At 73.3% G+C, this 23,467-nt stretch carries 20 protein-coding genes; 7 read left to right on the top strand and 13 right to left on the bottom strand.

Going from position 1 to position 23,467, the window contains the following annotated elements:
• Window positions 1-39 precede the first annotated feature (39 nt).
• Genes AMK13_RS05330 through murJ form a run of 3 tightly spaced genes read right to left on the bottom strand, consistent with a single transcriptional unit; the run spans window position 40 to window position 2,329 of the window.
• The gene (locus AMK13_RS05330; RefSeq protein WP_074001365.1) at window positions 40-393 is read right to left on the bottom strand and encodes a hypothetical protein; all 354 of its coding nucleotides are present in this window, start codon (window positions 391-393) and stop codon (window positions 40-42) included.
• Between the two features lie 14 nt (window positions 394-407).
• Entirely contained in the window at window positions 408-728 is a 321-nt protein-coding gene (locus AMK13_RS05325) for a hypothetical protein (RefSeq protein ID WP_049657348.1), read from the bottom strand.
• The gene (gene murJ / locus AMK13_RS05320) at window positions 725-2,329 is read right to left on the bottom strand and encodes a murein biosynthesis integral membrane protein MurJ (protein WP_079271868.1); all 1,605 of its coding nucleotides are present in this window, start codon (window positions 2,327-2,329) and stop codon (window positions 725-727) included. Before murJ ends, AMK13_RS05325 begins: the two co-directional genes overlap by 4 nt.
• 143 nt (window positions 2,330-2,472) lie before the next feature.
• Here murJ and AMK13_RS05315 point away from each other — a divergent pair, with 143 nt between their 5' ends.
• The gene (locus AMK13_RS05315) at window positions 2,473-3,138 is read left to right on the top strand and encodes a response regulator transcription factor (RefSeq protein ID WP_049657347.1); all 666 of its coding nucleotides are present in this window, start codon (window positions 2,473-2,475) and stop codon (window positions 3,136-3,138) included.
• 3 nt (window positions 3,139-3,141) lie between these two features.
• On the top strand, window positions 3,142-4,560 hold the full coding sequence (locus AMK13_RS05310) for a sensor histidine kinase (RefSeq protein ID WP_074001363.1): 1,419 nt from the start codon (window positions 3,142-3,144) through the stop codon (window positions 4,558-4,560).
• 17 nt (window positions 4,561-4,577) lie between these two features.
• Here AMK13_RS05310 and AMK13_RS05305 read toward each other — a convergent pair whose 3' ends face one another.
• The 4 genes from AMK13_RS05305 to AMK13_RS05290 form a co-directional block, all read right to left on the bottom strand.
• The gene (locus tag AMK13_RS05305) at window positions 4,578-5,840 is read right to left on the bottom strand and encodes a sensor histidine kinase (RefSeq protein ID WP_241852761.1); all 1,263 of its coding nucleotides are present in this window, start codon (window positions 5,838-5,840) and stop codon (window positions 4,578-4,580) included.
• An 8-nt stretch (window positions 5,841-5,848) separates the two neighbouring features.
• Complete coding sequence (locus tag AMK13_RS05300; RefSeq protein WP_049658004.1) at window positions 5,849-6,571, bottom strand: ABC transporter permease; 723 nt, start codon at window positions 6,569-6,571, stop codon at window positions 5,849-5,851.
• On the bottom strand, window positions 6,568-7,557 hold the full coding sequence (locus tag AMK13_RS05295; RefSeq protein WP_074001362.1) for an ABC transporter ATP-binding protein: 990 nt from the start codon (window positions 7,555-7,557) through the stop codon (window positions 6,568-6,570). Before AMK13_RS05295 ends, AMK13_RS05300 begins: the two co-directional genes overlap by 4 nt.
• A 195-nt stretch (window positions 7,558-7,752) precedes the next feature.
• Complete coding sequence (locus AMK13_RS05290; RefSeq protein WP_074001361.1) at window positions 7,753-9,906, bottom strand: S9 family peptidase; 2,154 nt, start codon at window positions 9,904-9,906, stop codon at window positions 7,753-7,755.
• A gap of 313 nt (window positions 9,907-10,219) precedes the next feature.
• On the opposite strand from AMK13_RS05290, the gene AMK13_RS05285 reads away from it, so the two are divergent.
• The 5 genes from AMK13_RS05285 to AMK13_RS05265 all read left to right on the top strand — a co-directional run bounded on the left by AMK13_RS05285 (window position 10,220) and on the right by AMK13_RS05265 (window position 16,400).
• Complete coding sequence (locus tag AMK13_RS05285) at window positions 10,220-10,414, top strand: DUF2304 family protein (protein ID WP_049658010.1); 195 nt, start codon at window positions 10,220-10,222, stop codon at window positions 10,412-10,414.
• A 31-nt stretch (window positions 10,415-10,445) separates the two neighbouring features.
• Window positions 10,446-11,354, top strand: a complete 909-nt coding sequence (gene mshB, locus AMK13_RS05280) for an N-acetyl-1-D-myo-inositol-2-amino-2-deoxy-alpha-D-glucopyranoside deacetylase (RefSeq protein WP_074001360.1) — start codon at window positions 10,446-10,448, stop codon at window positions 11,352-11,354.
• Window positions 11,351-11,809 (top strand): DUF6113 family protein, encoded by a 459-nt coding sequence (locus AMK13_RS05275; protein WP_220450057.1) that lies wholly within the window; start codon window positions 11,351-11,353, stop codon window positions 11,807-11,809. The genes mshB and AMK13_RS05275 overlap by 4 nt, the downstream gene beginning before the upstream one ends.
• Window positions 11,810-12,053: 244 nt before the next feature.
• Window positions 12,054-14,522 carry a peptidoglycan binding domain-containing protein gene (locus tag AMK13_RS05270; RefSeq protein ID WP_198959318.1) on the top strand — a complete coding sequence of 823 codons (2,469 nt, stop codon included), beginning with the start codon at window positions 12,054-12,056 and terminating at the stop codon, window positions 14,520-14,522.
• 165 nt (window positions 14,523-14,687) lie between these two features.
• A complete protein-coding gene (locus AMK13_RS05265; RefSeq protein ID WP_074001358.1) occupies window positions 14,688-16,400 on the top strand; it encodes an ABC transporter family substrate-binding protein in 1,713 nt (570 codons plus the stop codon).
• A gap of 14 nt (window positions 16,401-16,414) precedes the next feature.
• Here the strand turns inward: AMK13_RS05265 and AMK13_RS05260 are convergent, their stop codons facing one another.
• From AMK13_RS05260 to AMK13_RS05235, 6 genes are all read right to left on the bottom strand, one after another.
• Window positions 16,415-17,464, bottom strand: coding sequence for an ABC transporter ATP-binding protein (locus tag AMK13_RS05260; protein ID WP_074001357.1), 1,050 nt, complete (start codon window positions 17,462-17,464; stop codon window positions 16,415-16,417).
• Between the two features lie 157 nt (window positions 17,465-17,621).
• On the bottom strand, window positions 17,622-18,716 hold the full coding sequence (locus AMK13_RS05255; protein ID WP_074001356.1) for an ABC transporter ATP-binding protein: 1,095 nt from the start codon (window positions 18,714-18,716) through the stop codon (window positions 17,622-17,624).
• The gene (locus tag AMK13_RS05250) at window positions 18,706-19,758 is read right to left on the bottom strand and encodes an ABC transporter ATP-binding protein (protein WP_074001355.1); all 1,053 of its coding nucleotides are present in this window, start codon (window positions 19,756-19,758) and stop codon (window positions 18,706-18,708) included. The genes AMK13_RS05255 and AMK13_RS05250 overlap by 11 nt, the downstream gene beginning before the upstream one ends.
• A 16-nt stretch (window positions 19,759-19,774) precedes the next feature.
• Window positions 19,775-20,689 carry an ABC transporter permease gene (locus AMK13_RS05245; RefSeq protein WP_074001556.1) on the bottom strand — a complete coding sequence of 305 codons (915 nt, stop codon included), beginning with the start codon at window positions 20,687-20,689 and terminating at the stop codon, window positions 19,775-19,777.
• A 76-nt stretch (window positions 20,690-20,765) separates the two neighbouring features.
• Window positions 20,766-21,692, bottom strand: a complete 927-nt coding sequence (locus AMK13_RS05240; RefSeq protein WP_074001354.1) for an ABC transporter permease — start codon at window positions 21,690-21,692, stop codon at window positions 20,766-20,768.
• 115 nt (window positions 21,693-21,807) lie between these two features.
• Complete coding sequence (locus AMK13_RS05235) at window positions 21,808-23,433, bottom strand: peptide ABC transporter substrate-binding protein (protein WP_049654867.1); 1,626 nt, start codon at window positions 23,431-23,433, stop codon at window positions 21,808-21,810.
• Between the last annotated feature and the right edge of the window lie 34 nt (window positions 23,434-23,467).

Below are 23,467 nucleotides of genomic sequence, written 5' to 3'. Positions count from 1 at the left end.
GCGGGCCAGGCGCGGGCTGAAGGCCGGGCCGGCGCCCCGCTACGGCAGCCAGCGGCGGGCGGCCTCGACGCTGTCGGCGGGGCTGGTGTTGAAGGCGACGGCCGCCTGCGGGGCGTGACGGCGGACCAGGTTGACGACCGCCTCGAAGAACGGCAGCGCCGGTTCGGGCTTGCGGATGCCGCCGCCGATGACGACGACGTCCCAGCGGCGCCCGGCGAGGGCCGCCACGACGGCGGGTTCGGCGGCGTCGTCGGGGGCGACCAGGGTCACGGCGGCGTCGATGCCGTGCTCGGTGAAGCGGGCGAGTTCGGCGTCGAGGAGGGCCCGCACCGCGTCGCCGTCCACGCCGGGGACGGTGTGCGGGTCGAAGCCGAGGATGAGAACGGTGGGCATGCCCGGTACGACGCTCACTCCGGCCGCCCGGGTTCCCCGCCGAGGTAGCGGGCGGCGTCGACGAGGGTGAGCTTGGGGTCGGTCCAGGAGCAGACCTCCAGCCAGGAGAGCCGGCCGTCCTCGGCGAAGAGCAGGATCTCGCCGTCGGAGCCGATCGCCGCCTCGGCGACCACCTCCGAGCGGGCGCCGTCCTGGACGCCGGCGAACAGGGCGGTGCTGCAGCCGCACCGGCAGCGGGACTCGACGCGCAGGTGCGGGACCTGGGCGCGCAGGGGGTGGCCCTCGGGGAGGAGGAAGTCGAGGACCCGGGCGACGTCGCTGGGGAGGAGGGTCATGGGCGCCTGCGCAATCGTGTGGTGAGGACGGACAGTTCTTCGATCCGGAGGAGGTGGGCGAGCAGGAGGTAGCCGACGGCGAGGGCGGCGGCGGCCGGCAGGAGGCCGTACCGGGTGGCCCACCAGGCGCCCGCGGCGGCCGGCAGGGCGGCCAGCAGCGGCTTCCCGTGGGCTCCCAGGACCCGCAGCGGCCCGAGCCGCCGGCGCAGCAGCAGGGCGGCGGCCGCGCAGGTGAGCAGGAACGACGCCCCGTAGCAGCCGGCCATCCCGGTGACGGCCCAGCGCAGCGGCAGCAGCCGGTGGCAGAGCACCGCCCCCAGCGCCGTGGCGGCGACCGGCAGCAGGTTGAGCAGGAAGGGCGTACGGCTGTCGCCGAGCGCGTAGAAGACGCGGGTCAGCGCGTAGCCGGCGGAGTACAGGACCAGGCCGGGCGCGAAGGCGGTCAGCATCCCGGCGATGGCCCGTACGTCGTCGGCGCCGGTGCTCCCGTGTCCGAAGGCGAGCGCGCACAGCTGCGGTGCGAGGACCGCGAACGCGCAGGCCGCCGGGACGGTGACCACCGCGATGGTGCGGACGGTGCGGGCGAGCAGCGCGCGGACGGCCCGCGGGGAGTCGGCGGCGGCGGTGAGCGCGGGAACGACCGCCGTCACCACCGACACCGTGACCACCCCGTGCGGCACGATCCACAGCAGGTACGCGCTGCTGTACGCGGTGTACCCGACGCCCGGCAGCCCGGCCTCGGCGGCCCGCGAGCCGACCGAGGTCGACAGCCGGGTCACCGCCCAGTAGCCCACCTGGTCGCCGAGCACCAGCAGCAGCGTCCACCCGGCGGCCCGCAGCGGCTCGCCGAGCCCGGCCTGCCGCCAGTCCCAGCGCGGCCGGGGCCGCACCCCGGCGGCCCGCAGGCAGGGCAGCAGCACCAGGCTCTGCGCCACCACCCCGGCCGTGGTGCCGGCCCCCAGCACGGTCACGTCGGCCGTGGAGAAGGACCGTTGGCCGAGGTACCCGGCGAACACCCCGATCACCACCAGGTTGTTGAGCACCGGCGCCCAGGCCATCGGCGCGAACCGCTGCCGGGCGTTGAGGAGTTGGCCGAGCACCGTGAACAGCCCGTAGAAGAACACCTGCGGCAGGCACAGGTACGCCAGCAGCACCGTCCGGTCCAACTGCGCACCGCCGTACGCGGTGTAGGCCCGCACGAGGTACGGCGCGCCCGGCACCACCACCGCCGTCAGCACCAGCAGGGTGACCACCAGCACCGTCACCAGCCGGTCGACGTGCGCCGCCCCGCCGTCCGCCGACTCCTTGGCGGCGCGCACCAGGTGGGGCACCAGCGCGGTGTTCAGGGCGCCGCCGATCAGCAGCACGAACAGCAGGTTGGGCACCGTGTTGGCCACGTTGTACCCGTCCGCGAGCAGCCCCGAGCCGAGGACCGCCACCAGCAGCGCCGAGCGGACGAAGCCGGTGGCCCGGGAGACCACCGTCCCGGCCGCCATCACCAGGCTGGGCGGCGGCGTGCGGCGCGGCCGCCGGTGGCGGGCGGGCCCCGGCGGACCGGGCAGCGGAGGGCGGGGCAACGGAGGACCCTCCAGTACGGTCATCCGCCGGCACCTCCCGTGTCAGGCACCGACTCGAACTGATCGGCGGAAACGGCGAGAGCATGCACCCGCGCCCCTGAAGCGGGGCTGAGAAAGCTGAAGACGGCTTAAGGAACGGATCCGGCGCCGGTGGCATCCTGATCCGCATGGAGATTCTGGTGGTGGAGGACGACGCCCAGGTCGCGGCGGCCGTACGGCGCGGCCTGGAGGTCGAGGGCTACACCGTCGACCTCGCCCCGGACGGCCTCACCGGCCTGCGGCTGGCCCAGCGGCACGCCTACCGGGCGATCGTGCTCGACATCATGCTGCCCGGCCTGAACGGCTACAAGGTGTGCGAGGCACTGCGCGCCGACGGCGTCACCACCCCGATCCTGATGCTGACCGCCAAGGACGGCGAGTACGACGAGGCCGAGGGCCTGGACACCGGCGCCGACGACTACCTCACCAAGCCGTTCTCCTACCTGGTCTTCCTGGCCCGGCTACGCGCGCTGATCCGCCGCAGCCAGACGCCGGGCCCGCTGCTGCGGGTCGGGGACCTGTGGCTGGACCCGGCGGGCCGCCGCTGCGGCCGGGGCGGCGCCGAGATCACCCTCACCGAGCGGGAGTTCGCCGTCCTGCGCTGCCTGGCCGAGCACCCCGGCGAGGTGCTGTCCAAGCGCCGGATCGTCGACGAGGTGTGGGACATCGCCTTCGACGGCGAGGAGTCCATCGTCGAGGTGTACGTCAGCATGCTGCGCCGCAAGGTGGACGCGCCGTTCGGCGTCCGTTCGATCACCACCGTGCGCGGCGTCGGCTACCGGCTGGAGGCCTGACCGGTGCCCGGCAGGCTCTCCACCCGGCTGCGCACCTCGCTGGCGGCCGGCCTGGCCGCGCTGCTGCTGCTCGGCGTCGGCGCCTGGTGGCTGCGCGGCCACATGTACGACGCCCAGCTGGAGGCGGCCGAGGCGGACGCCCAGGCCCAGGCCCGCGAGATCAGCAGCGGCTACAAGCACGGCCAGCAGCTCGCGGACTACGGGCGGCTGCCGTACCTCGTGCTGGACAGCGACGGCCGGGTGCTGACCATGGGCGGCCCGCTGACCACCCAGCACCTGGCCGGGGACCCGCCCGCCGCCGTACCGAAGCTCGCGCCGGACGACTGGCAGTCGGTCCAGCGGGTCGCCATCGGCCCGGCCGGGGAGGCCGCCGCCAACCGCTACTCGGGGCGCACCTTCACCGCGCTGGGCAGCTGGAGCCCGCTGCTGCGGCAGAACGACGAGAACGGCCAGCCGGTCAAGCCGGTGGTCGGCCCGTTCACCGTGTACGTGCTGGCCACCCCGTTCGCCGCCGAGGCCTCGCTGCACACCATCGACCCGGTGCTGCAGGTGGGCGTGCCGGCCGCCGCGCTGCTGGTCGCGCTGACGGCCTGGGCGGCGACCAGCCGGGCGCTGCGCCCGGTGGAGGCGATCCGCGCCGAACTGGCCGAGATCGGCGAGCACCGGCTGGACCGCCGCGTCCCGGTGCCGCCCGCCGGCGACGAGCTCACCCGGATGGCCCGGACCACCAACGCCACCCTGGACCGGCTGGAGCGCTCGGCCGTGCAGCAGCAGCGCTTCGTCGCGGACGCCTCGCACGAGCTGCGCAGCCCGATCGCCGCGCTGCGCACCAATCTGGAGGTGTCGCTGGCGCACCCCGACCGCACCGACTGGCCGGCCACCACCCGGGAGGCGCTCACCTCGGTCGAGCGGCTCCAGCAGCTCACCGAGGACCTGCTGTTCCTGGCCCGGGGCGCGCACCCGGCGACGGCCGGCCGGCTCACCACCGTCGACCTGTCCGCCGTGCTGCGCGAGCTCGCCGACCAGTACCGCCCCGGCCTCGGCGCCCGGCTCGCCCTGCGGGTGGACGCGCCCGAGGCGGTGCCGGTGCGCGGCAGCCGCATCCGGCTGCACCGGCTGGTGCGCAACCTGCTGGACAACGCCCGGCGGCACGCGTCCGCCGAGGTGGTGCTGTCCGCGCGGCGGACCGCGCACGGCTGCGTCCTGGAGGTCCGGGACGACGGCCCGGGCGTGCCGCCCGAGGACCGCGAGCGGATCTTCGAGCCGTTCACCCGGCTCGACGAGGCCCGCAGCCGGGACTCCGGCGGCAGCGGCCTGGGCCTGGCCATCGCCGCGGACATCGCCACGCGGCACGGCGGCACCCTGCGGGTCGCCCACGCCCCGCGCGGCGCCCGCTTCGTCCTGGAGCTCCCCCTGACCTGAGGGCCTGCGCGGCAGCCCTAAAGAGGCTTCGACACGGGCGCCGGCGCCGCAGTGGGCGCCGTCCGCAGCGGCACCGAGGCCCGCAGCCGGAAGCCCCGCCCGCGCTCCCCCGGCCCGGTCTCCAGCCGCCCGCCGACCAGCGCCAGCCGCTCCTCCAGCCCGGACAGCCCGTTGCCCGGCTGGGACTTGCCCGGCCCGCGCCCGTTGTCGACGATCTCCAGGACGGCGTAGCGCTCGCCGCTCGCCTCCCAGCTCTCGTCCGCCGTGACCGTGCAGACGGTGGCGCCCTCGCCGTGCCGGACGACGTTGGTCACGGCCTCGCGCAGCGCCCAGGCCAGCGCGCCCGTCTCCTCCTCGGCCAGCGACGGCCAGGCGTCCACCAGCTCCGGCGCGGCCTCCAGCCGGACCTGCGCGGCGGCCAGCGCGGTACGGGCGGCGGCCAGTTCCACCGGCAGGGTCGGCCGGCGGAAGCCGGTCACCGCCTCCCGGACGTCGATCAGCGACTGCCGGGCGACCTGCTCGATGTCGGCGACCTGCGCCCGCGCCGCCTCGTCCTTGCCCGCGTCCATGAACCGCCCGGCCAGCTCGCTCTTCAGGGTGATCAGCGACAGCGAGTGCCCGAGCAGGTCGTGCAGGTCGCGGGCCATCCGCAGCCGCTCCTCGGAGGCGGCCAGGTGCGCGACGGCGGCCCGGGCCTCGCGCAGCTCCTTCATGGTGGCGACCAGCCGCTGCAGCCCGGTCATCGCGACGCCGGAGAGGAAGGCGCTGAGCGCGAAGGTGGTGATGTTGTCGTTGCCCGCCCCGATCGCCGCCCCGACCACGGCGGTGAGCACGGCCATGGCGATCAGCACGCGCAGCGCGTACCGGGCCGGCGTGATGATGGCGACGCACACCGAGGCGTAGATGAACAGCGTCAGGAAGGCGGAGCCGAGGACGACCGAGGTGGCGACGGCCAGCGCGACCATCGTCGTGACGATCGCCAGGCAGGCCCGCGGCCGCATCCCGGCCTGCGAGCGGAAGATCACCAGCAGCACGTAGGCGCCCACGAACCCGGCCAGGCAGCACCAGCCGAGCACCGTCCCGGCCGTGTTGTGGGCGCCGCTCAGCAGGTCGCCGGCCGGGTAGGCCAGGTAGAGCATCCACAGCAGCATCCAGGCGACCTTGACCAGCAGCTGCCGCCTGGTCTCCACCGGGGAGCCGGGCACGTTCATGAAGGACGCGCGCCCGGCCCCCACCTCCGGCGGTTCGTCGGTGCGGTGGGTCCGGCGCGCGTCACTCATGCCGGTCATCATGCCTGGCGGGTGTCGCGGCGGTACAGCGCCGCCGCGGCGGCGGCGAACACCACGAGGAAGCCGGCCAGCCCGGCGACCGCGACGGTGTCCAGGGAGTGCCCGGGCCGGGTGAAGCCGGCCAGTTGGTTGTACAGGTACACCGGATTGAACCGGGCGAACTTCTCCAGCGAGCCGCTCACCGGGAACCAGGTGCCGCCGAGCAGGGCCATCGCCATGTAGGTGATCATCACGATCGGCTGCACCGCGTCCGGCGCGGCCGCGTACCCGAGCGCCACCCCGAGCGCGGCGAAGACGAAGCTGCCCAGCCAGAGCGCGGCCGTCAGTCCGGCCCACTGCGGCACGGTCAGCGAGACCCCCTGGCTCGCGCCGACCGCGAAGACCACCAGGATCGCCGGCAGCGTGGTGACCGCGGTCGCCGCGATCTTGCCGACGGTGTACGCCCGGCCGGGCAGCGCGGTCAGCCGCAGCTGGCGCACCCAGCCGCTCTTGCGCTCCAGCGAGATCCGCTGCGCGCTGCCGGTCAGCACCGCGCCGACGGCGCCGAAGGTGGCCATCGAGACCATGAAGTAGGTCTTCACCGGCAGGCCGCCGGCCAGCTGGGTGGAGCCGTAGGCGTTGATGAAGAAGAAGTACATCAGCGCCGGGTAGGCGATGGTGAAGAGCAGGTAGCGCCGGTTGCGCAGGGTCCGCAGGATCTCCAGCTTGATCAGGGTGGTCATCGCACGCTCTCCTTGTCGGTGCTCCGCTCGTCGGCGCTCGGCTCGTCGGCGCGCCGGGCGCCGTCCTGGCGGTCCAGTTCGCCGGTGATGGTCAGGAAGGCCTGCTCCAGGCCCACGCCGGCCACCTCCAGCCCGCGCGGGTACAGCCCCGCCCGGTAGATCCCGGCCGCGGTGGCGTCGGCGTCCGCGGTCCGGATCCGCACCGTCCGCACCCCCGGGACCCGCGCGGTGACGTCCAGCGACTGCACGCCGGGCAGGGTGCGCAGCACGGACTCCTCGAACCCGCCGTCCGCGTCGTGGAGTTCGAAGGCGATCCGGCGGGCGCCGGCCCGTGCCTTGATCTCCGCCGAGCTGCCGTCGGCGATCAGCCGGCCGCGGTGCAGCACCAGGACGCGGTCGGCGATCGAGTCGGCCTCCTCCAGGTAGTGGGTGGCGAACAGCACCGTGCGCCCGGCGTCGGCCTGGGCGCGCATGCTCGCCCAGAACGACTGCCGCACGCTGACGTCCATGCCGGTGGTGGGCTCGTCCAGCACGATCAGGTCGTTGTCGCCCGCGATGGCCAGGGCGAAGCGGACCCGCTGCTCCTGGCCGCCGGACAGCTTGTCGACCCGGCGCTCCGCGAACTCGGTGATCCCGGCGTCGGTCAGCACCTCCGTGACCGACCGGCCGCGCGGGTGCACGTCGCAGGCGAGCTGCACCAGCTCGCGCACCTTGACGTCGGACATCAGCCCGCCGCTCTGCAGCATCGCGCCGACCCGGCCGTCCTCGATCGCCGCCCGCGGGGCGCCGCCGAACAGGGTCACGCTGCCCCGGTCGGGCTCGCGCAGGCCGAGCAGCAGGTCCAGGCTGGTGGACTTCCCGGCGCCGTTCGGCCCGAGCAGGGCGACGGTCTCGCCCGGTCGGAGCACGAGGTCCAGTCCGTCCACGGCGCGCACCCGCCCGTAGCTCTTGCCCACGCCGCGGAAGGCGGCCACCTCGGTAACCATTGCCCGGCTCCTCTTCCCTGAGGGTGTCACGCTCGTGGTGTCACGACCGGTGCTGTTCGCACCACCTCAGAGTCCCGCGCGGGCGGGTGGCGGCGGCAGTGTCCGCCGTCGTGCCTTCGGCATGACGGATGTCATGCCGGCGGCCGGTACCCCCGTCAGGGGCACCGGCCGCCGAAAGCGCTGGTCAGACGGGTGTCACACGCCCAGCGAGCGCTTCACGAAGTCGACCTGGAGCAGCAGCAGGTTCTCCGCGACCTCCTCCTGCGGGGTCATGTGGGTGACGCCGGACAGCGGCAGCACGGTGTGCGGACGCCCGGCGGCGAGCAGCGCCGAGGACAGCCGCAGGGTGTGCGCGGCCACCACGTTGTCGTCCGCCAGCCCGTGGATGATCATCAGCGGGCGCTCCAGCCCGGCCGCGTACCCGCTCAGCGAGTTGGCGGCGTACACCTCGGGCCGCTCGGCCGGGTCGCCCAGGTAGCGCTCGGTGTAGTGGGTGTCGTACAGCTCCCAGTCGGTCACCGGCGCCCCGGCCACCGCCGCGTGGAAGACGTCCGGGCGGCGCAGCACGGCGAGCGCGGAGAGGTAGCCGCCGTACGACCAGCCGCGGACGGCGACCCGGTCGAGGTCCAGCGGGAACTCCTCGGCGAGCGCCCGCAGCGCCTCCACCTGGTCGTCCAGGGTGGCCCCGGCGAAGTCGAAGGCGATCGACTTCTCCCAGGCCGGCCCGCGCCCGGGGGTGCCGCGCCCGTCGGCGACCACCACCGCGAAGCCCTGGTCGGCGAACCACTGCGAGTTGAGGTGCGGGTTGTGCGCCTGGAGGACGCGCTGGCCGTGCGGGCCGCCGTACGGGTCCATCAGGACGGGCAGCAGGCCGTCCCGCTCGCGGTCGTAGCCGGTGGGCAGGAAGACGGCGGACGGGATGCGGCGCTCGCCGGCGAAGCGGAAGACCGGGCGGGCGGTGATGGCCGGGGTCTCGGCGTACGAGGCGATGGTGGCGACGTCGTCGACCGCCAGGCCCTCCGGCAGGTCCCGGGCGACGGTGACCAGGGTGCCGGGCAGGTCGGGCTCGGCGGTGGCCCGGACGGTGATCCCGCCGCCGTGCACCGCGCTGGTGACGGAGGTGAACGGCCGGCCGTTGGCGGACTCCCAGCCCAGCCGCGTGCCGTCGTGGCTGATCCGGCCGACGCCGATCCAGCCCGGCTCGGGGTCGGTCTCCTCGGCGCCGCCGGCGGCGCTGAAGAACACCTCCCGCTCGGTGACCGCGACGACCGAGCGGACGTGCAGGTCGGCCCCGGTCACGGCACGGTCGCCGATCACCAGCGCCCGCACTCCCCCCTCGTCGGAGATCCGGACCAGCTTGCCGTCCGGGGTCCAGGCCGGTGCGCCCTGGAACAGCTCCAGCCAGGCGCCGTCCTTCTCCTCGTGCAGCACCTCGGTGGTGCCGGTGGCCGTGTCCAGGCCGAGGATCCGCTGGCCGCGCTGGTCGCGGGTCTGGACCAGGAGCAGCGGCACGCCGCCCTTCGACCAGTGCACCCGGCCCAGGTACGGGTAGGCCTCGCGGTCCCAGACCACCTCGGTGCGCCCGCCGTACAGGTCGAGCAGCCAGAGCCCGACCTCGGCGTTGGCGCCGCCGGCCGCCGGGTAGGCGACCTCGGCGGGCTCGCGGTCCGGGTTCGCCGGGTCGGCGATCCACCAGCGGCGCACCGGGCTGTCGTCGGCGCGCTCGACCAGCAGCCGGTCGCTGTCCGGGGACCACCAGAAGCCGCGGTCGCGGTCCATCTCCTCCTGGGCGATGAACTCGGCCTGGCCCCAGGTGACGTTCGGGCCGTCCGGCTCGGCGAGCACCCGGTCGCCGCCGCCGTCGGTGCGGGTCAGCCGCAGCTCGCCGGCGGCGTTGGCGTACGCGACGTGGGCGCCGTCCGGGGCCGGGCGCGGGTCCAACAGCGGGCCCTCGGCGGGCAGTTCGGCGGTGGCGCCGGTGCCGAGGTCGGCGGTGAACAGCCGGCCGGAGAGGGCGAAGGCGGCCAGCGCGCCGGACGCGTCCAGGGCGTAGCCGACGATGCCGGCCGAGCCCTCGCGGCTGCGCTCGCGGCGGGCCTTCTCGGCCGGCGACAGGTCCTCCCCGCCGCCGCCGAGCAGCGCGGCCGGGTCGGCGGCGACCCGCTCCTCGCCGGTGGCGGTGTCGAGGGTCCAGAGCAGGTTGGCCCGGTCGCGGCCCGAGCCGGAGCGGAGGAAGACGACCCGCGAGCCGTCGGGCGCGACGGAGAAGGAGCGGGGCGCGCCGACGGTGTAGCGCAGGGTCCGCGCGTACTGCCGTGGGAAGGTGTCGGCAGGGGTGTGGGAGGTCATGGCACCAGACCTTATGACGCCGGACCACCACCCCCGGGCGTGCACTGATCACTCGTTCGGAGCATCGTCGGCAAGTACGCCCCAAAGGGGTCCAAACCGCCTCCGACCGGCCCATGCGCCCCTCGGATGCCACGATGCCCCGGCGCGCGTGGCCTCACCGAGGGTAATGCCGCCCTTACCCATCGGGTATGACTTGTCGCGCGAGCGGCCGTCCGGCCCCGTCCCGGACCGCGGTCGCCCGCAGCCCCCAGTCCCGCACCGTCCCTCGCCGCCTCCCCGGAGGCGGCGTGCCCGAGAAGGGGTGTGAGCCGACATGGCCATGAACATCTCCGCCGCCGTGCTGATGCTGGTCATCGTGGTGATCCTGATCCGCCGGTCCGGCCTGAAGCTGGCGCACGCGATCGTCTGCGCGCTGCTCGGCTTCTACCTGGCCTCCAGCTCGATCGCCCCGTCGATCAGCCAGGTCACCAGCAACCTCGCCGGAATGATCAACGGCCTGAGGCTCTGACCGCGCCACGGCGGTCGTTAGGCTTCACCCCATGACCGCGACTACCGGCCGCCGCCTCCTCCTGGTCCACGCGCACCCCGACGACGAGTCGATCGGCAACGGGGCCACCATGGCCCGGTACGCCGCCGAGGGCGCCCGGGTCACGCTGGTGACCTGCACCCTCGGCGAGGGCGGCGAGGTGATCCCCCCGGAGCTGGCCCACCTGACGGCCGATCGGGACGACACCCTCGGCGCGTACCGGATCGGCGAGCTGACCGAGGCGATGAGCGCCCTCGGCGTTTCCGACTTCCGCTTCCTCGGCGGCCCGGGGCGCTACCGCGACTCCGGGATGATGGGCGTGCCCGAGAACGACGTGCCCGGCTGCTTCTGGCAGGCGGACGTCGACGAGGCGGCCGGCCACCTGGTCGCGGTGGTCCGCGAGGTGCGCCCGCAGGTGCTGGTCACGTACGACCCGGACGGCGGCTACGGGCACCCGGACCACATCCAGGCGCACCGGGTCGCGATGCGCGCGTACGAGCTGGCCGCCGACCCGGCGCACCGGCCGGAGCTGGGCCCGGCCTGGCGGATCGCCAAGGTGTACTGGAACCGGATGCCCTGCTCGGTGATCGAGGCCGGGCTCGCCGAGGCCGCCGCCAAGGCGTCCTTCCCGGGTGTCGCGCAGCCCGCCGACGTCCCCGGCGTGGTCGACGACGAGGTGGTCACCACCGTGCTGGACGGCGCCGCGCAGGCGGGGCGCAAGACCGCCGCGATGACCGCCCACGCCACCCAGATCACCGTGGACGGCGCCTTCTTCGCGCTCTCCAACGACCTGGCCCAGCCGCTGTTCACCACCGAGTACTACCAGTTGGTGCGCGGCCAGGCCGGGCCGGGCGAGCCGGAGGACGACCTGTTCGCCGGCCTCGCGCCCGACGCCGCGCCCGACGAGGAGGGCACCCGATGAGCAAGCCCGCCGCCCGGCCGACCCGCCGCCCGCTCGCCGCCGCCGTGCTCGGCACCCGCGAGGAGCGGCTGGCCGAGCCCCAGCCCCCGCGCGCCGCCCGGATCGCCGCCTACGCCCTGTTCTTCCTGCTGGGCGTCGCGGTGTCGGTCTGCGGATCCTTTGTGCAGGCCCTGTGGCCGCCGGTGGGGGTCCTGTTGGCGCTCGCCGCGACCGCGGCCACCTTCTACGCCGGCCTGCGGGTCACCGGCACCCGGCTCGGCGCGGGCGCGCCCGCGGCCGGCTGGTTCCTGGCGATGCTGCTGCTGATGGTGCCCCGGCCCGAGGGCGACAACGTGCTGTGGTCCAACGCCACCTCGCTGGCCTGGCTGTTCGCCGGCTCGGTACTGGGCGTGATCTGCGCCACCCTGCCCACCCGCACCAGCTGGTTCCCCGGGGTGCCCGGCCCCCCGCGCTGACCCCGGTCGTGCACGGCGTACCGTACCGCGTACGACGCGCAGTCAGGAGCGTACGGCCTTACTCTCATACCGGAGGAACCGGACGTATCAGGATCTGTCCGAAGCCGTTCGCCGCTCTGTTCTTCCCAGTATGGTGGTCCCGCAGAACGCCGTACCCGACCGCCGCCCGCCCCCGTCAAGGCCCGGCGACCACGAACCGCGGTCGCGCCGCACGGCCCGCCCGCGAACCCGGAGCAGAGCAGCATTGAGCAGCCGCGAATCTGACAACGCCCACCCGACGCCCCGGCGCACGGGTCCGGACGCCTACCCGTCGGGCACCCCGCCCTACGGCACACCGGGGCTCCCCGGCGGCGACCGGGCGGACGCCGGACCGGGCGCCGCGTCGGGCGGCGAGGACGACGGTCCGAAGACCGAGACCACCCTGACCACCCGGGTCCGGATCAACATCCCCGGCTCGCGTCCGATCCCGCCGGTCGTCGTCCGCAGCGCCGTCAAGAACGAGGACGGCCCCGGCGATGACGCCCCGGCGGCGGCCGCCGCCGAACCGGGCGGCCCGCGGCACCGGTCCGCGCCGACCTCGCCCGTCCTCGGTGTGATGGAGGACGGCGGCCGCCAGGCCGCCCCGCCGAACCTGCCGCCGGAGTGGCAGATCCCGCCGATCCCGCCGGCCACCTCCGAGTCGGAGTCCACCGGCGCCTGGTTCCGGCCGCGTCAGAAGAAGGCCCCGGTCGCCGAGCCCGCCCCGGCCGCCGTGCCCGCGGCCGTGCCGGCCGGTGCCGCCGGAGCGGCGGAGGCCCTGGCCGTGCCGGGCGCCGTCGCCGAGCCGCGCCCGCAGGGTGCCCACCCGGCCGCGGGCCAGGCCGCCCGCGCCAACGGCGCCCCGAACGGCCGCCCGGTGCCCGCCCAGGGCAAGCAGCCGCGCCCGGCCGCGCCCGCCGCGCCGTTCCAGGCCGAGGCCCCGGTGGAGGAGCCCGGCGTGTACGAGGCCGCGGCCCCCTTCACGCCGGTCGCCGATCCCTTCGCCCCGGTCGCCGACCCGTTCGCGCCGACCGCCGACCCGTTCGTCGCACCGGTCGCCGACCCGTTCGGCACCTCCGTCCCCGACGCCGGCCAGCAGGGCGGCCTCCCCCGGCGGGGCGGCGGCCAGCGGAACCGTCAGCAGCCGGGCGGGCAGCAGCTCGACGACCGGGCGGGCGGCCCGCGCCAGTCCGGTCCGCGCAACGACTTCCAGGCGAACGGCCACCCGGCCCCCGCACCGCACCCGCAGGCCGGACCGGCCGGCGAGCCGGGCCCGGAGGACACCTCGGTCGACGGCTTCGCGCCGATCCGCGACACCACCCCGCCGCCCGCCGCGATACCCGGCCTGCCCCGGAACGGCGCCCCGCACGGCGCCGACGGCCGTCCGCAGCCGGGCCTGTTCGCCTCGGCACCGACCGGCACCGACCCGTTCGCGGCCCAGCGCCCGACCGCTCCCGGCCAGGACGCCCCCGCCACCCCGGCGGGCCCCGGCGCCCTCTTCCCGGGCGCTCCCGGCGGCGCCCCGCAGCCCGGCGACCCGGAGGCCACCGCGGTCACCCCGCTGCCGGCCCCGGCCCCCGGCCCCCGGCCCGAGGCCGCCACGGACACCAAGGGCGGCAAGGGCAAGGGCGGCAAGGGTGGAAAGGGCACCAAGGACGCCAAGGGCGACAAGGCCGCCCCCGCTCCGGCCCCCGCCAAGGCGAAGGCCGAGCCCGCCGCCCCCGCCAAGGCCAAGCGCGGCGGAGCCGGCAAGAAGCTGGTCAAGCTGGGCGTCTACGGCGGCGTCGCGGTGCTGTTCCTCGGCGCGGCCGCGTACGGCACCGGTCTGATGCTCAACCAGTCCGACGTCCCCAAGGGCACCGTGGTGCTCGGCGCCGAGATCGGCGGCAGCAGCCGCGACCAGGCGATCCACCAGCTGGACGAGTCGGTCGGCAAGGCCGGCCAGCAGCCGCTCAAGCTGAAGATCGGCGACCAGGCCGTGGACCTCGACCCGGCGGTCGCCGGGCTGAGCTTCGACACCACCGCCACCGTGGACGGTCTGGCCCAGCACAGCTACAACCCGGTCGACGTCATCAAGTCGCTCCAGGGCGGCACCAAGGCCGTCGCCCCGGAGGTCAAGGTCGACAAGGCCAAGCTCCGGGCCGCCCTGGACACCCTCGCGGCCGGCTCCGGCCAGGGCCTCCAGGAGGGCTACATCAAGTTCGGCGACGTCAACGGCGAGCCGATCGTCGTGCCCGGCCGGGCCGGGCAGGCGGTGGAGTCGGCGAGCGCCCTGGAGGCGATCGAGCAGGCCTACCGCGACCGCGCCGACGGCAAGCCCGACCAGCCGATCGCCCTCGCCGTCACGGCCGCCCAGCCGAAGATCTCCACCCAGGCCCTCCAGGCCGCCGCCGACAGCCTCGGCAAGCAGATCGCCGCGGGCAAGGTGCACGTCGTGGCCGGCGCGAAGACCTGGGACTTCGGCCCCAAGACCGCGGCCAAGGCGCTCACGCTCGTCCCGGACGCCTCCGGCAAGATCGTGCCCAAGTGGGACCTCGACGCGCTCGCCGCCCAGCTGGGCACCGCGTTCGACAAGGTGAAGGTCAAGAAGAACGGCCAGGTCGCCGCGATCACCCCGCAGGACGTCGCGGACGGCATCACCTCGGTGTTCGACAAGACCGGCGACAAGGACCGCACCTTCAAGTTCGTGGTCTGACCCGTCCACGGTCGGACACCCGCACGGTCGGGCGCGTCCGCTCCCGACGAACCCGCGCCCACGGGGGGCGGGCCCGCATCCGGGCCCGCCCCTCGACAACGCCCCCTCCCGGTCAGCAAGATGTGACGCCACACCATCCGCCACATCCACCCCGGGAGCACGCCGATGCACCGCCGCCTCCAGTGCCACGGGACGGCCCTGCTCGCCGGTCTCACCGCCCTCACGCTCTCGCTGGCGCTCTGCTCCTGCACCGCCGGCCAGGGCGGCGGCGACGCGCTGCCCTCCGGCACCACAGCGCCCAAGCTGACCGCGATCGACATCAACCCGCACGACCGGGCCCGACTGCGCCAGGGCGGCACCCTGAACCTGGCGATCGCCCAGTTCTCCCGCCAGTGGTCGCCGATCCACGCCGACGGCAGCGAGTCCTCGACCGTCATGGTCAGCAAGCCGCTGCTGCCGACCTTCTTCCGCTCGGACGCCGCCGGCACCCAGACGCCCAACCCCGCCTACCTGCAGGAGGCGCACGCCGAGCTCAGGGACGGCCGGCAGGTGGTCACCTGGACGCTCAACCCGAAGGCCCACTGGTCCGACGGCACCCCGATCACCTGGCGCGACATCGAGGCCAACTGGCGCGCCCTGAACGGGAAGGACCCGGCCTACAAGGCCTCCAGCAGCACCGGCTTCGAGCTGGTCTCGGCGGTCGAGCGCGGCAAGGACGACTACCAGGCCGTGATGACCTTCGACCGCCCGTTCTCCGAGTGGCAGTCGATGTTCAACAGCGCCGGCAACGCCCCGCTGCTGCCGGCCAGTAGGGTCTCCACCCCGGAGCTGTTCAACAGCTCCTACCTGGACGGGTTCCCGGTCAGCGCCGGCCCGTTCAAGGTCGAACAGCTGGACCGCGCCACCCAGACCGTCACGCTGGTCGCCGACCCCTCCTGGTGGGGCGACAAGCCCGTGCTGGACCGGATCGTCTTCCACGCGATGCTGCCCGACGCGATGCCCGCCGCCTTCGCCCAGGGCCGGATCGACCTCGTCAACAACGGCCCGGACGTGGCCGGTTACCAGGTCATCAGGAACACCAAGGGCGCCGTGGTGCGCCGGGCCGGCGGCCCGGACTTCCGCCAGCTCACCCTGAACGCCCGCACCCCGGCGCTCAGCGACGCGACCGTGCGCCAGGCCGTCTTCCAGGCGATCAACCGGGACGTGGTGATCCGCGCCGACCTCAACGGCCTGGACTGGCCCGCCGTCCCGCTCAACAACCACCTGCTGGTCACCAACCAGAACGGCTACCGCGACAACTCCCTGGGCCTGGCCCGCTACGACCCCGCCGAGGCCGCCCGCAAGCTGGACGCGGCCGGCTGGAAGCTGGACGGCGACGTACGGAAGAAGGACGGCCGCGAGCTGAACCTGCGGATGGTCGTCCCGGCCGGCGTCACCCCGGCCCAGAGCGAGGCCGCCAACGCCACCGCCATGCTCAAGGACGTCGGCATCAAGGTGACCACGGTGACCGCCCCCGCCAACGAGTTCTTCGACCGGTACGTCAACCGCGACGACTTCGACATCGCCGCCTACTCGCTGATCGGCACCCCCTTCCCGGCCAGCGGCAACCGCGCCAACTTCGTCCAGAGCGGCGGCACCAACCACGTCGGCGCGGGCAGCCCGGCGGTGGACGCCGCACTCGACCGGGCCGCCGCCGCGGCCGACGCGGGCACCGCCTCCGAGGCGATCAACCAGGCCGACGGCGAGCTCTGGAAGGTGGCCGGCGTCCTGCCGCTCTACCAGCGCCCGCAGCTGTACGGGGCCCGCGCCGACCTCGCCAACATCGGCGCGCAGGGCCTGTCCGACATCGTCTGGGAGAACGTCGGCTTCGTGAAGTAGCGGGTGGACGGGGCTCAGCCGTGCAACGTCTCGCGCCAGTAGTGGCAGGCGCTGCGGCGGCCCGCCAGCTCCGTCCCGTACTCGCTGGTGACCGGTGTCAGCGCCGGGAGTTCGGTGCGGCAGCGGTCCTGCGCCCGGTCGCAGCGCGGGTTGAAGGCGCAGCCCTCCGGCAGGCTCAGCAGGCTCGGCGGCAGGCCCTTGATCGCGTGCAGGTTCTGGCCCTTCTGGTCGAGCCGGGGGATCGAGTCCAGCAGGCCCCGGGTGTACGGGTGCGCGGGCCGGGCGTACAACTCCCTTACGGGGGCGGTCTCCACGATCCGGCCCGCGTACATCACCGCGATCTTGTCCGCGACGTCCGCGACCACGCCCAGGTCGTGGGTGATCAGGATCAGTCCCATGTTGTACTCGGCCTGCAAGTCGGCCAGCAGGTCCATCACCTGTGCCTGCACCGTCACGTCCAGCGCCGTGGTCGGCTCGTCCGCGATGATCAGGTCCGGCTCCAGCGCCAGCGCCATCGCGATCATGATCCGCTGCCGCATCCCGCCGGAGAACTGGTGCGGGAAGTCCCCGACGCGCTGCCTGGCGGCCGGGATGCGCACCCGGTCCATCAGCTCGACGGCCTTCTCCTTCGCCTCCTTGCGGGACACCCCCCGGTGCGCCCGGAACATCTCGCCGAGCTGGTAGCCCACGCTGAGCACCGGGTTCAGCGCCGACAGCGCGTCCTGGAAGATCATCGCGATGTGCCCGCCCCGGATGGACCGCCGGGCGGCCGTGCCCATGGTCAGCAGGTCCTCGCCGCGGAACAGGATCCGCCCCGCGGTGATCCGCCCCGGCGGCATGTCCAGGATGCCCATGACCGCCTGCGCCGTCACCGACTTGCCCGAGCCGGACTCCCCCAGCACCGCCAGCGTCTCCCCCGCCGCGACGGAGTAGCTCACCCCGTTCACCGCCTTGGCGACCCCGTCCCGGGTGTGGAACTCCACGTGCAGGTCGTCGACCTCCAGCAGCGGCGTCCCGGGCTCCACGCTCCCCCGGCCACCGCCGATCACCTCCACCGCGTCCATCAGAGCCGCCCTCCTCAGCACCGCGGCACCCACCGCTGGGCGCAGAGCAACTATCAGGGAAGGGAGGGTACTTGGCGAGCCCGCGGCAGATCTCTTTTCCGTCACGGGAAAGGGCGCGCCCCCACCTGCGAGGACGCGCCCTGGTAAGGGGCCGGTGTCAGCCGGACTCCCGCTCGACACCCCGCTCCGCCGCGAAGTGGCACGCCGAGTCGTGCCGCGCCGCGTCGCCCAGCCAGGACGGCGCGACCAGCAGCGGCTCCTCGACCTCGCACCGCTGCTGCGCCTTCCAGCAGCGGGTGCGGAAGCGGCAGCCGGACGGCGGGTTGGCCGGCGAGGGCACGTCGCCGGTGAGCACGATCCGGTCCCGCGTCTCCCGCGCCGTCGGGTCCGGCACCGGCACCGCCGAGAGCAGCGCCTGGGTGTACGGGTGGGTCGCGTGGTCGTAGATCTCCGCGTCGCTGCCGATCTCGACCATCTTCCCCAGGTACATCACCCCGACCCGGTCGGAGATGTGCCGGACGATCGAGAGGTCGTGCGCGATGAACATGTACGACAGGTTGAAGTCGCCCTGCAGCTGCTCCAGCAGGTTGATCACCTGCGCCTGCACCGAGACGTCCAGCGCGGAGACCGGCTCGTCGCAGATGATGACCTCCGGCTTGAGCGCCAACCCCCGGGCGATGCCGATGCGTTGGCGCTGCCCGCCGGAGAACTGGTGCGGGTACCGGTTGATGTACTCGGGGTTGAGCCCGACCACGTCCAGCAGGTCCTGGACGGCCTTGCGGCGGTCCCCCTTGGGCGCCACCTCGGGGTGGATCTCGAACGGTTCGCCGATGATGTCGCCGACCGTCATGCGCGGGTTGAGCGAGGTGTACGGGTCCTGGAACACCATCTGGATGTTCCGCCGGACGGCCTTCAGTCCCGCCCCGGAGAGCCGGGAGATCTCCTCCCCCTTGTAGCGGACCGATCCCGAGGTGGCCGGCTCCAGGTTCATCAGCACCTTGGCCAGCGTGGACTTCCCGCAGCCGGACTCGCCGACGATCCCGAGCGTCTCACCGTGCATCAGGTCGAAGGTGACCCCGTCGACCGCCTTCACCGCCCCGACCTGCCGCCGGAGGATGATGCCCTTGGTGAGCGGGAAGTGCTTGACCAGGTCCCGGACTTCGAGGATCGGCTCGCCGCGCGGCACCTCCCGCGCGAGGGCGACCTCCTCCGGCACCACCGCGCCCAGTGCGCTGGACCCGTTAACGGTCATGGAGGGTCTCCTTCCAGAAGAAGCAGGCGCTGCCGCGCCCCTCCAACGGCGTCCCGTCCTCCTCGGCGACCGGGAACAGCTCCGGTACCTCGGCCCGGCAGACGTCCTGGGCGCGCGGGCAGCGCGGGTTGAAGGCGCAGCCCGGGGGGATGCGCAGCAGGTTGGGCGGCAGGCCCTTGATCGCGTAGAGCTCCTGGCCCTTCTGGTCGAGCCGGGGGATCGAGTCCAGCAGGCCCCGGGTGTACGGGTGCGCGGGCCGGGCGTACAGCTCGTGCACCGGGGCGGTCTCCACGATCCGGCCCGCGTACATCACCGCGATCTTGTCCGCGACGTCCGCCACCACGCCCAGGTCGTGGGTGATCAGGATGAGCCCCATGTTGTACTCGGCCTGCAGCTCGGCGAGCAGGTCCATCACCTGGGCCTGCACCGTCACGTCCAGCGCCGTGGTCGGCTCGTCCGCGATGATCAGGTCCGGCTCCAGCGCCAGCGCCATCGCGATCATGATCCGCTGCCGCATGCCCCCGGAGAACTGGTGCGGATAGTCGTTCACCCGCTCCTTGGCGGCCGGGATGCGCACCCGGTCCATCAGCTCGACGGCCTTGTCCCGCGCCTCCTTGCGGGACACCCCCCGGTGCGCCCGGAACATCTCGCCGAGCTGGTAGCCCACGCTGAGCACCGGGTTCAGCGCGGACAGCGCGTCCTGGAAGATCATCGCGATCTTCTGACCGCGGATTCTGCGCCGCTCCTCCTTGCCCATCCTGAGCATGTCCTGGCCCCGGTAGAGGATCTCGCCGCGCGGGATCCGGGCCGGCGGCATGTCCAGGATGCCCATGACCGCCTGCGCCGTCACCGACTTGCCCGAGCCGGACTCCCCCAGCACCGCCAGCGTCTCCCCCGCCGCGACGGAGTAGCTCACCCCGTTCACCGCCTTGGCGACCCCGTCCCGGGTGGCGAACTCGACGTGCAGGTCCCGGACGTCGAGCAGCGGCCCCTGGTACGGCGCCTTCCGCTCGTGCCCGGTGGTGTCCACCGCTGTACTCACGATGCGCTCCCCTCGCTCAGCGAAGCTTCGGATCGAGGGCGTCGCGCACCGCGTCGCCCAGCATGATGAAGGCCAGCACGGTGATCGAGAGCGCCGCGGCCGGGAAGAACAGCACGTACGGCGCCGTCCGGATCACCTTCTGGGCGGAGGAGATGTCGATGCCCCAGGAGATGGTCGGGTCCTGAAGACCGATGCCGAGGAAGCTCAGCGTCGCCTCGGTGGCGATGTAGCCGCCGAGCGCGATCGTCGCCACCACGATCACCGGGGCGATCGCGTTCGGCAGGATGTGCCGGAACATCAGCCGGCCCGTCCCGGCGCCGAGCGCCCGGCCGGCCACCACGTAGTCGGCCTGCTTGACGGTCAGCACCGCCCCGCGCATCACGCGGGCGATCTGGGTCCAGCCGAGCACGCCCAGCGCGATGACCACGCTCCACACCGTGCGGGTGGCGAAGGCGTTCAGCAGCACCAGCGCGCCGAGCAGCAGCGGGATGCCGAAGAAGATGTCGGTGATCCGGGAGAGCAGCGCGTCGACCCAGCCGCCGAAGAAGCCGGCCACCATCCCGGTCAGCCCGCCGAGCAGGGTGACGGCGGCGGTCACGAAGATGCCGACGGTGATCGAGGCGCGGGCGCCGTACACCACCCGGGCGTAGATGGACCGGCCCTGGGCGTCGTACCCGAACCAGCCGGCCCCGAAGACGTCGCCCCAGTTCGGCCGCCTGAGGTAGTCGTTCACCAGGTCGGCCTTGCGCGGGTCCGCGGAGGTGAACGCCCAGGGGAAGACCGCCATCACCACCAGCAGCACGATCAGCACCGCCGAGATCAGGAAGATCGGCCGCCGGCGCAGGTCCCGCCAGGCGTCGGCCCACAGGCTGCGGGCCTCCTCCCGCTTCACCACGTCCGGTTCGACTAACGTCTCCTGCTCGACCGCCATGCCCTGCTCGCCCGCGTAGTCGAGGCGCGAGACCCCGGGCTTGGGGTGCGGCTCGTACGAGTCCTCGTCGTGGATGTCAGGCATAGCGGATCCTCGGGTCCAGGACCGCGTAGAGCAGGTCGACGAGCAGGCTGGCGACCAGGTAGATGATCACCAGGACGGTCACGATGCCGACCACGGTGGGGCCCTCCTTCTGGTTGACCGCCCGGTACAGGACGTTGCCGATGCCCTGCACGTTGAAGACGCCCTCGGTGACGATCGCCCCGCCCATCAGCGCGCCGAGGTCGGTGCCGAGGAAGGTGATCACCGGGATCAACGAGTTGCGCAGCAGGTGGCGGGAGATGATGGTGCGCCGGGGCAGGCCCTTGGCGACCGCGGTGCGCATGTAGTCGGCCCGCAGGTTCTCGCCGATCGACGTCCGGGTGAGCCGGGCCACGTACGCGAGCGAGAGCGAGCCCAGGACGACGGCCGGCAGCACCAGTTGGGTCAGGTCGTAGCTGTCCTGCACCGTCGGGGTGACCCAGCCCAGGTTGGTGGCGAACACCGTCTGGGCGATGTAGGCCAGCACGAAGACCGGGATCGAGATCACCACCAGGGTGAAGACCAGCACCAGGGTGTCCGCGACGCTGCCGCGCCGCAGGCCGGAGACCAGGCCGAGGGCCAGGCCCGCGACCATCTCGAAGACGAAGGCCATCAGGGCGAGCCGGATGGTGACCGGGAAGGCGTCCGCCATGATGTCGGTGACCGGACGGCCGGTGAAGCTGGTGCCGAAGTCCCCCTGGAAGAGGTTCCCCATGTAGTGCAGGTACTGCTTCCAGAGCGGCTGGTCCAGGTAGTACGTGTGCTTGATGCTGGCGACCACGGCCGGGTCGGCGGCCTTCTCCCCGAACAGCGCCGCCACCGGGTCGCCGGGCAGCGTGTAGACCATCAGGAAGATCAGCAGCGTGGTGCCGAAGAACACCGGGATCATCTGCAGCACCCGACGCAGCACGTAACTGCCCATCCGAGCCTCCTTCCTAGGTGTCCGACTGGGTGCCCGGCCGACCGGACCGGTCGGCCGAGAGACCGCGCCCCGCCCTCCGTGCGGGGAGGGCGGGGCCGGCGCGAGGGCTCGGGGCTCAGCCCTTGACCTCGACCTGGGTCCAGGCCGGGTTGCCGAAGGAGTCGAACTTCACGTTCTGCACCTTGGTCGAGTAGCCCGAGTTGGTGCGGTAGTACCAGAGCGGGATGGCGGGCATCCCGCTCGGCAGCACGGCCTCGGCCTGCTGGTAGCCGGTCACCGTGTCGGCGACGCTGGCGGCCTCGTCGGCCCTGGTGGCCGCGTCGTCGAACTGCGGGTTGCTGTAGCCGAAGTCGTTGGACGCGGCACCGGTGCGGTAGACGTCGGCCAGGAAGTTGGCGTTCAGCGGGTAGTCCTGCACCCAGCCGGTGCGGAAGGCGCCGTTGAGGGTGTGCCCGGTGATCGCGGCCCGCGCGGTCTTGAAGTCGGGCTTCGGGTCGCCCAGGCAGTCGACCCCGGTGTTCTGCCGGATCGAGTTGCAGACCGCGTCGACCCACTCCTTGTGGCCGCCGTCCGCGTTGTAGGTGATCAGCAGCTTGTTGCCGGGGACGCCGCCGCCCTCCTGGATCAGCTGCTTGGCCTTGGCCGCGTCGAACGTGCAGAACTCGCCGCAGGCGCCGTCCTTGTAGCCCTCGACGCCCTCGGCCACCCAGGCGGTGGCGGGCTTGCGGGAGCCCTGGAGCACCGTCTTGGTGATGGTGGCGCGGTCGATCGCCATCGACAGGCCCTGGCGCACCTTCGCCTTGTCCGGCGACGCCCAGTCGGCCTGGTAAAGCGTGAAGCCGATGTTCTGGATGGCGCCCTGCGGCGCGTCCACCGCCCGGTCCCCGAGGTCGCTCTTGTACGTGGCCAGCGCGGACGGCGGCACCTGGTCCATCACGTCCAGGTTGTTGGACTGGAGGTCCGCGTAGGCGGCCTCGGACGTGGTGTACATCTTGAAGACGATGCCGCCGTTCTTCGGCTTGTCCACGCCCTGGTAGTCCGGGAAGGACTTGGTCACCACGTTGTTGTTGTGCGACCAGCTGACGAACTGGTACGGGCCGTTGCCCACCGGCTTCTGCCCGTACCCGGCCGGGTCCTTGAAGAAGCCCTCGGGCAGCGGGGAGAAGGCGATGTAGCCGAGCTTGTACTCGAAGTACGAGACCTTGTGGCTCAGCTTGACGGTGAAGTGCAGCTCGTCGGTGACGGTCAGCCCGGACATCTTGTCCGCGGTGGGCTGGCCGGAGGTCGGGTGGACGTCCTGGTAGCCCTCGATGTCGGAGAACCAGGAGCTGTTGATCTGGTTGTTGGCCGGGCTGGCGCCCCAGTTCCAGGCGTCGACGAAGTTCTGGGCGTGCACCGGGGTGCCGTCGTGGAACTTCCAGCCGTCCTTCAGCGTGATGTCGAAGGTCTGCGAGTCACTGGTGTCGATCTTGTCGGCGACCTGCATCCGGATCTTGGCGTTGCTCGGGTCGTAGTCGACCAGCCCCTTGAAGAGGTTCTGGATGATGCGACCGCCGCCGACCTCGTTCGCGTTGGCCGGCTGCAACGGGTTCTGCGGCTCGTTGCTCTGGTAGCTGAAGGACTTGCCGGCGTCCGATGAACCGCTGCCCCCTCCGCCGCTACTGCTGCTGCAGCCGGTGGCCACCAGGGCCACGGAGGTCGCAACGGCGAGGACCCAACGAGCACGGGCGGCTACGGGCATGGAGGTCCCTCCTCAGGGTGTGTTTCGCATCACA

This window comes from Streptomyces sp. CB02056 (assembly GCF_001905545.1).
Lineage (GTDB): Bacteria > Actinomycetota > Actinomycetes > Streptomycetales > Streptomycetaceae > Kitasatospora.
This window is presented reverse-complemented; position numbering and strand designations above follow the sequence as displayed.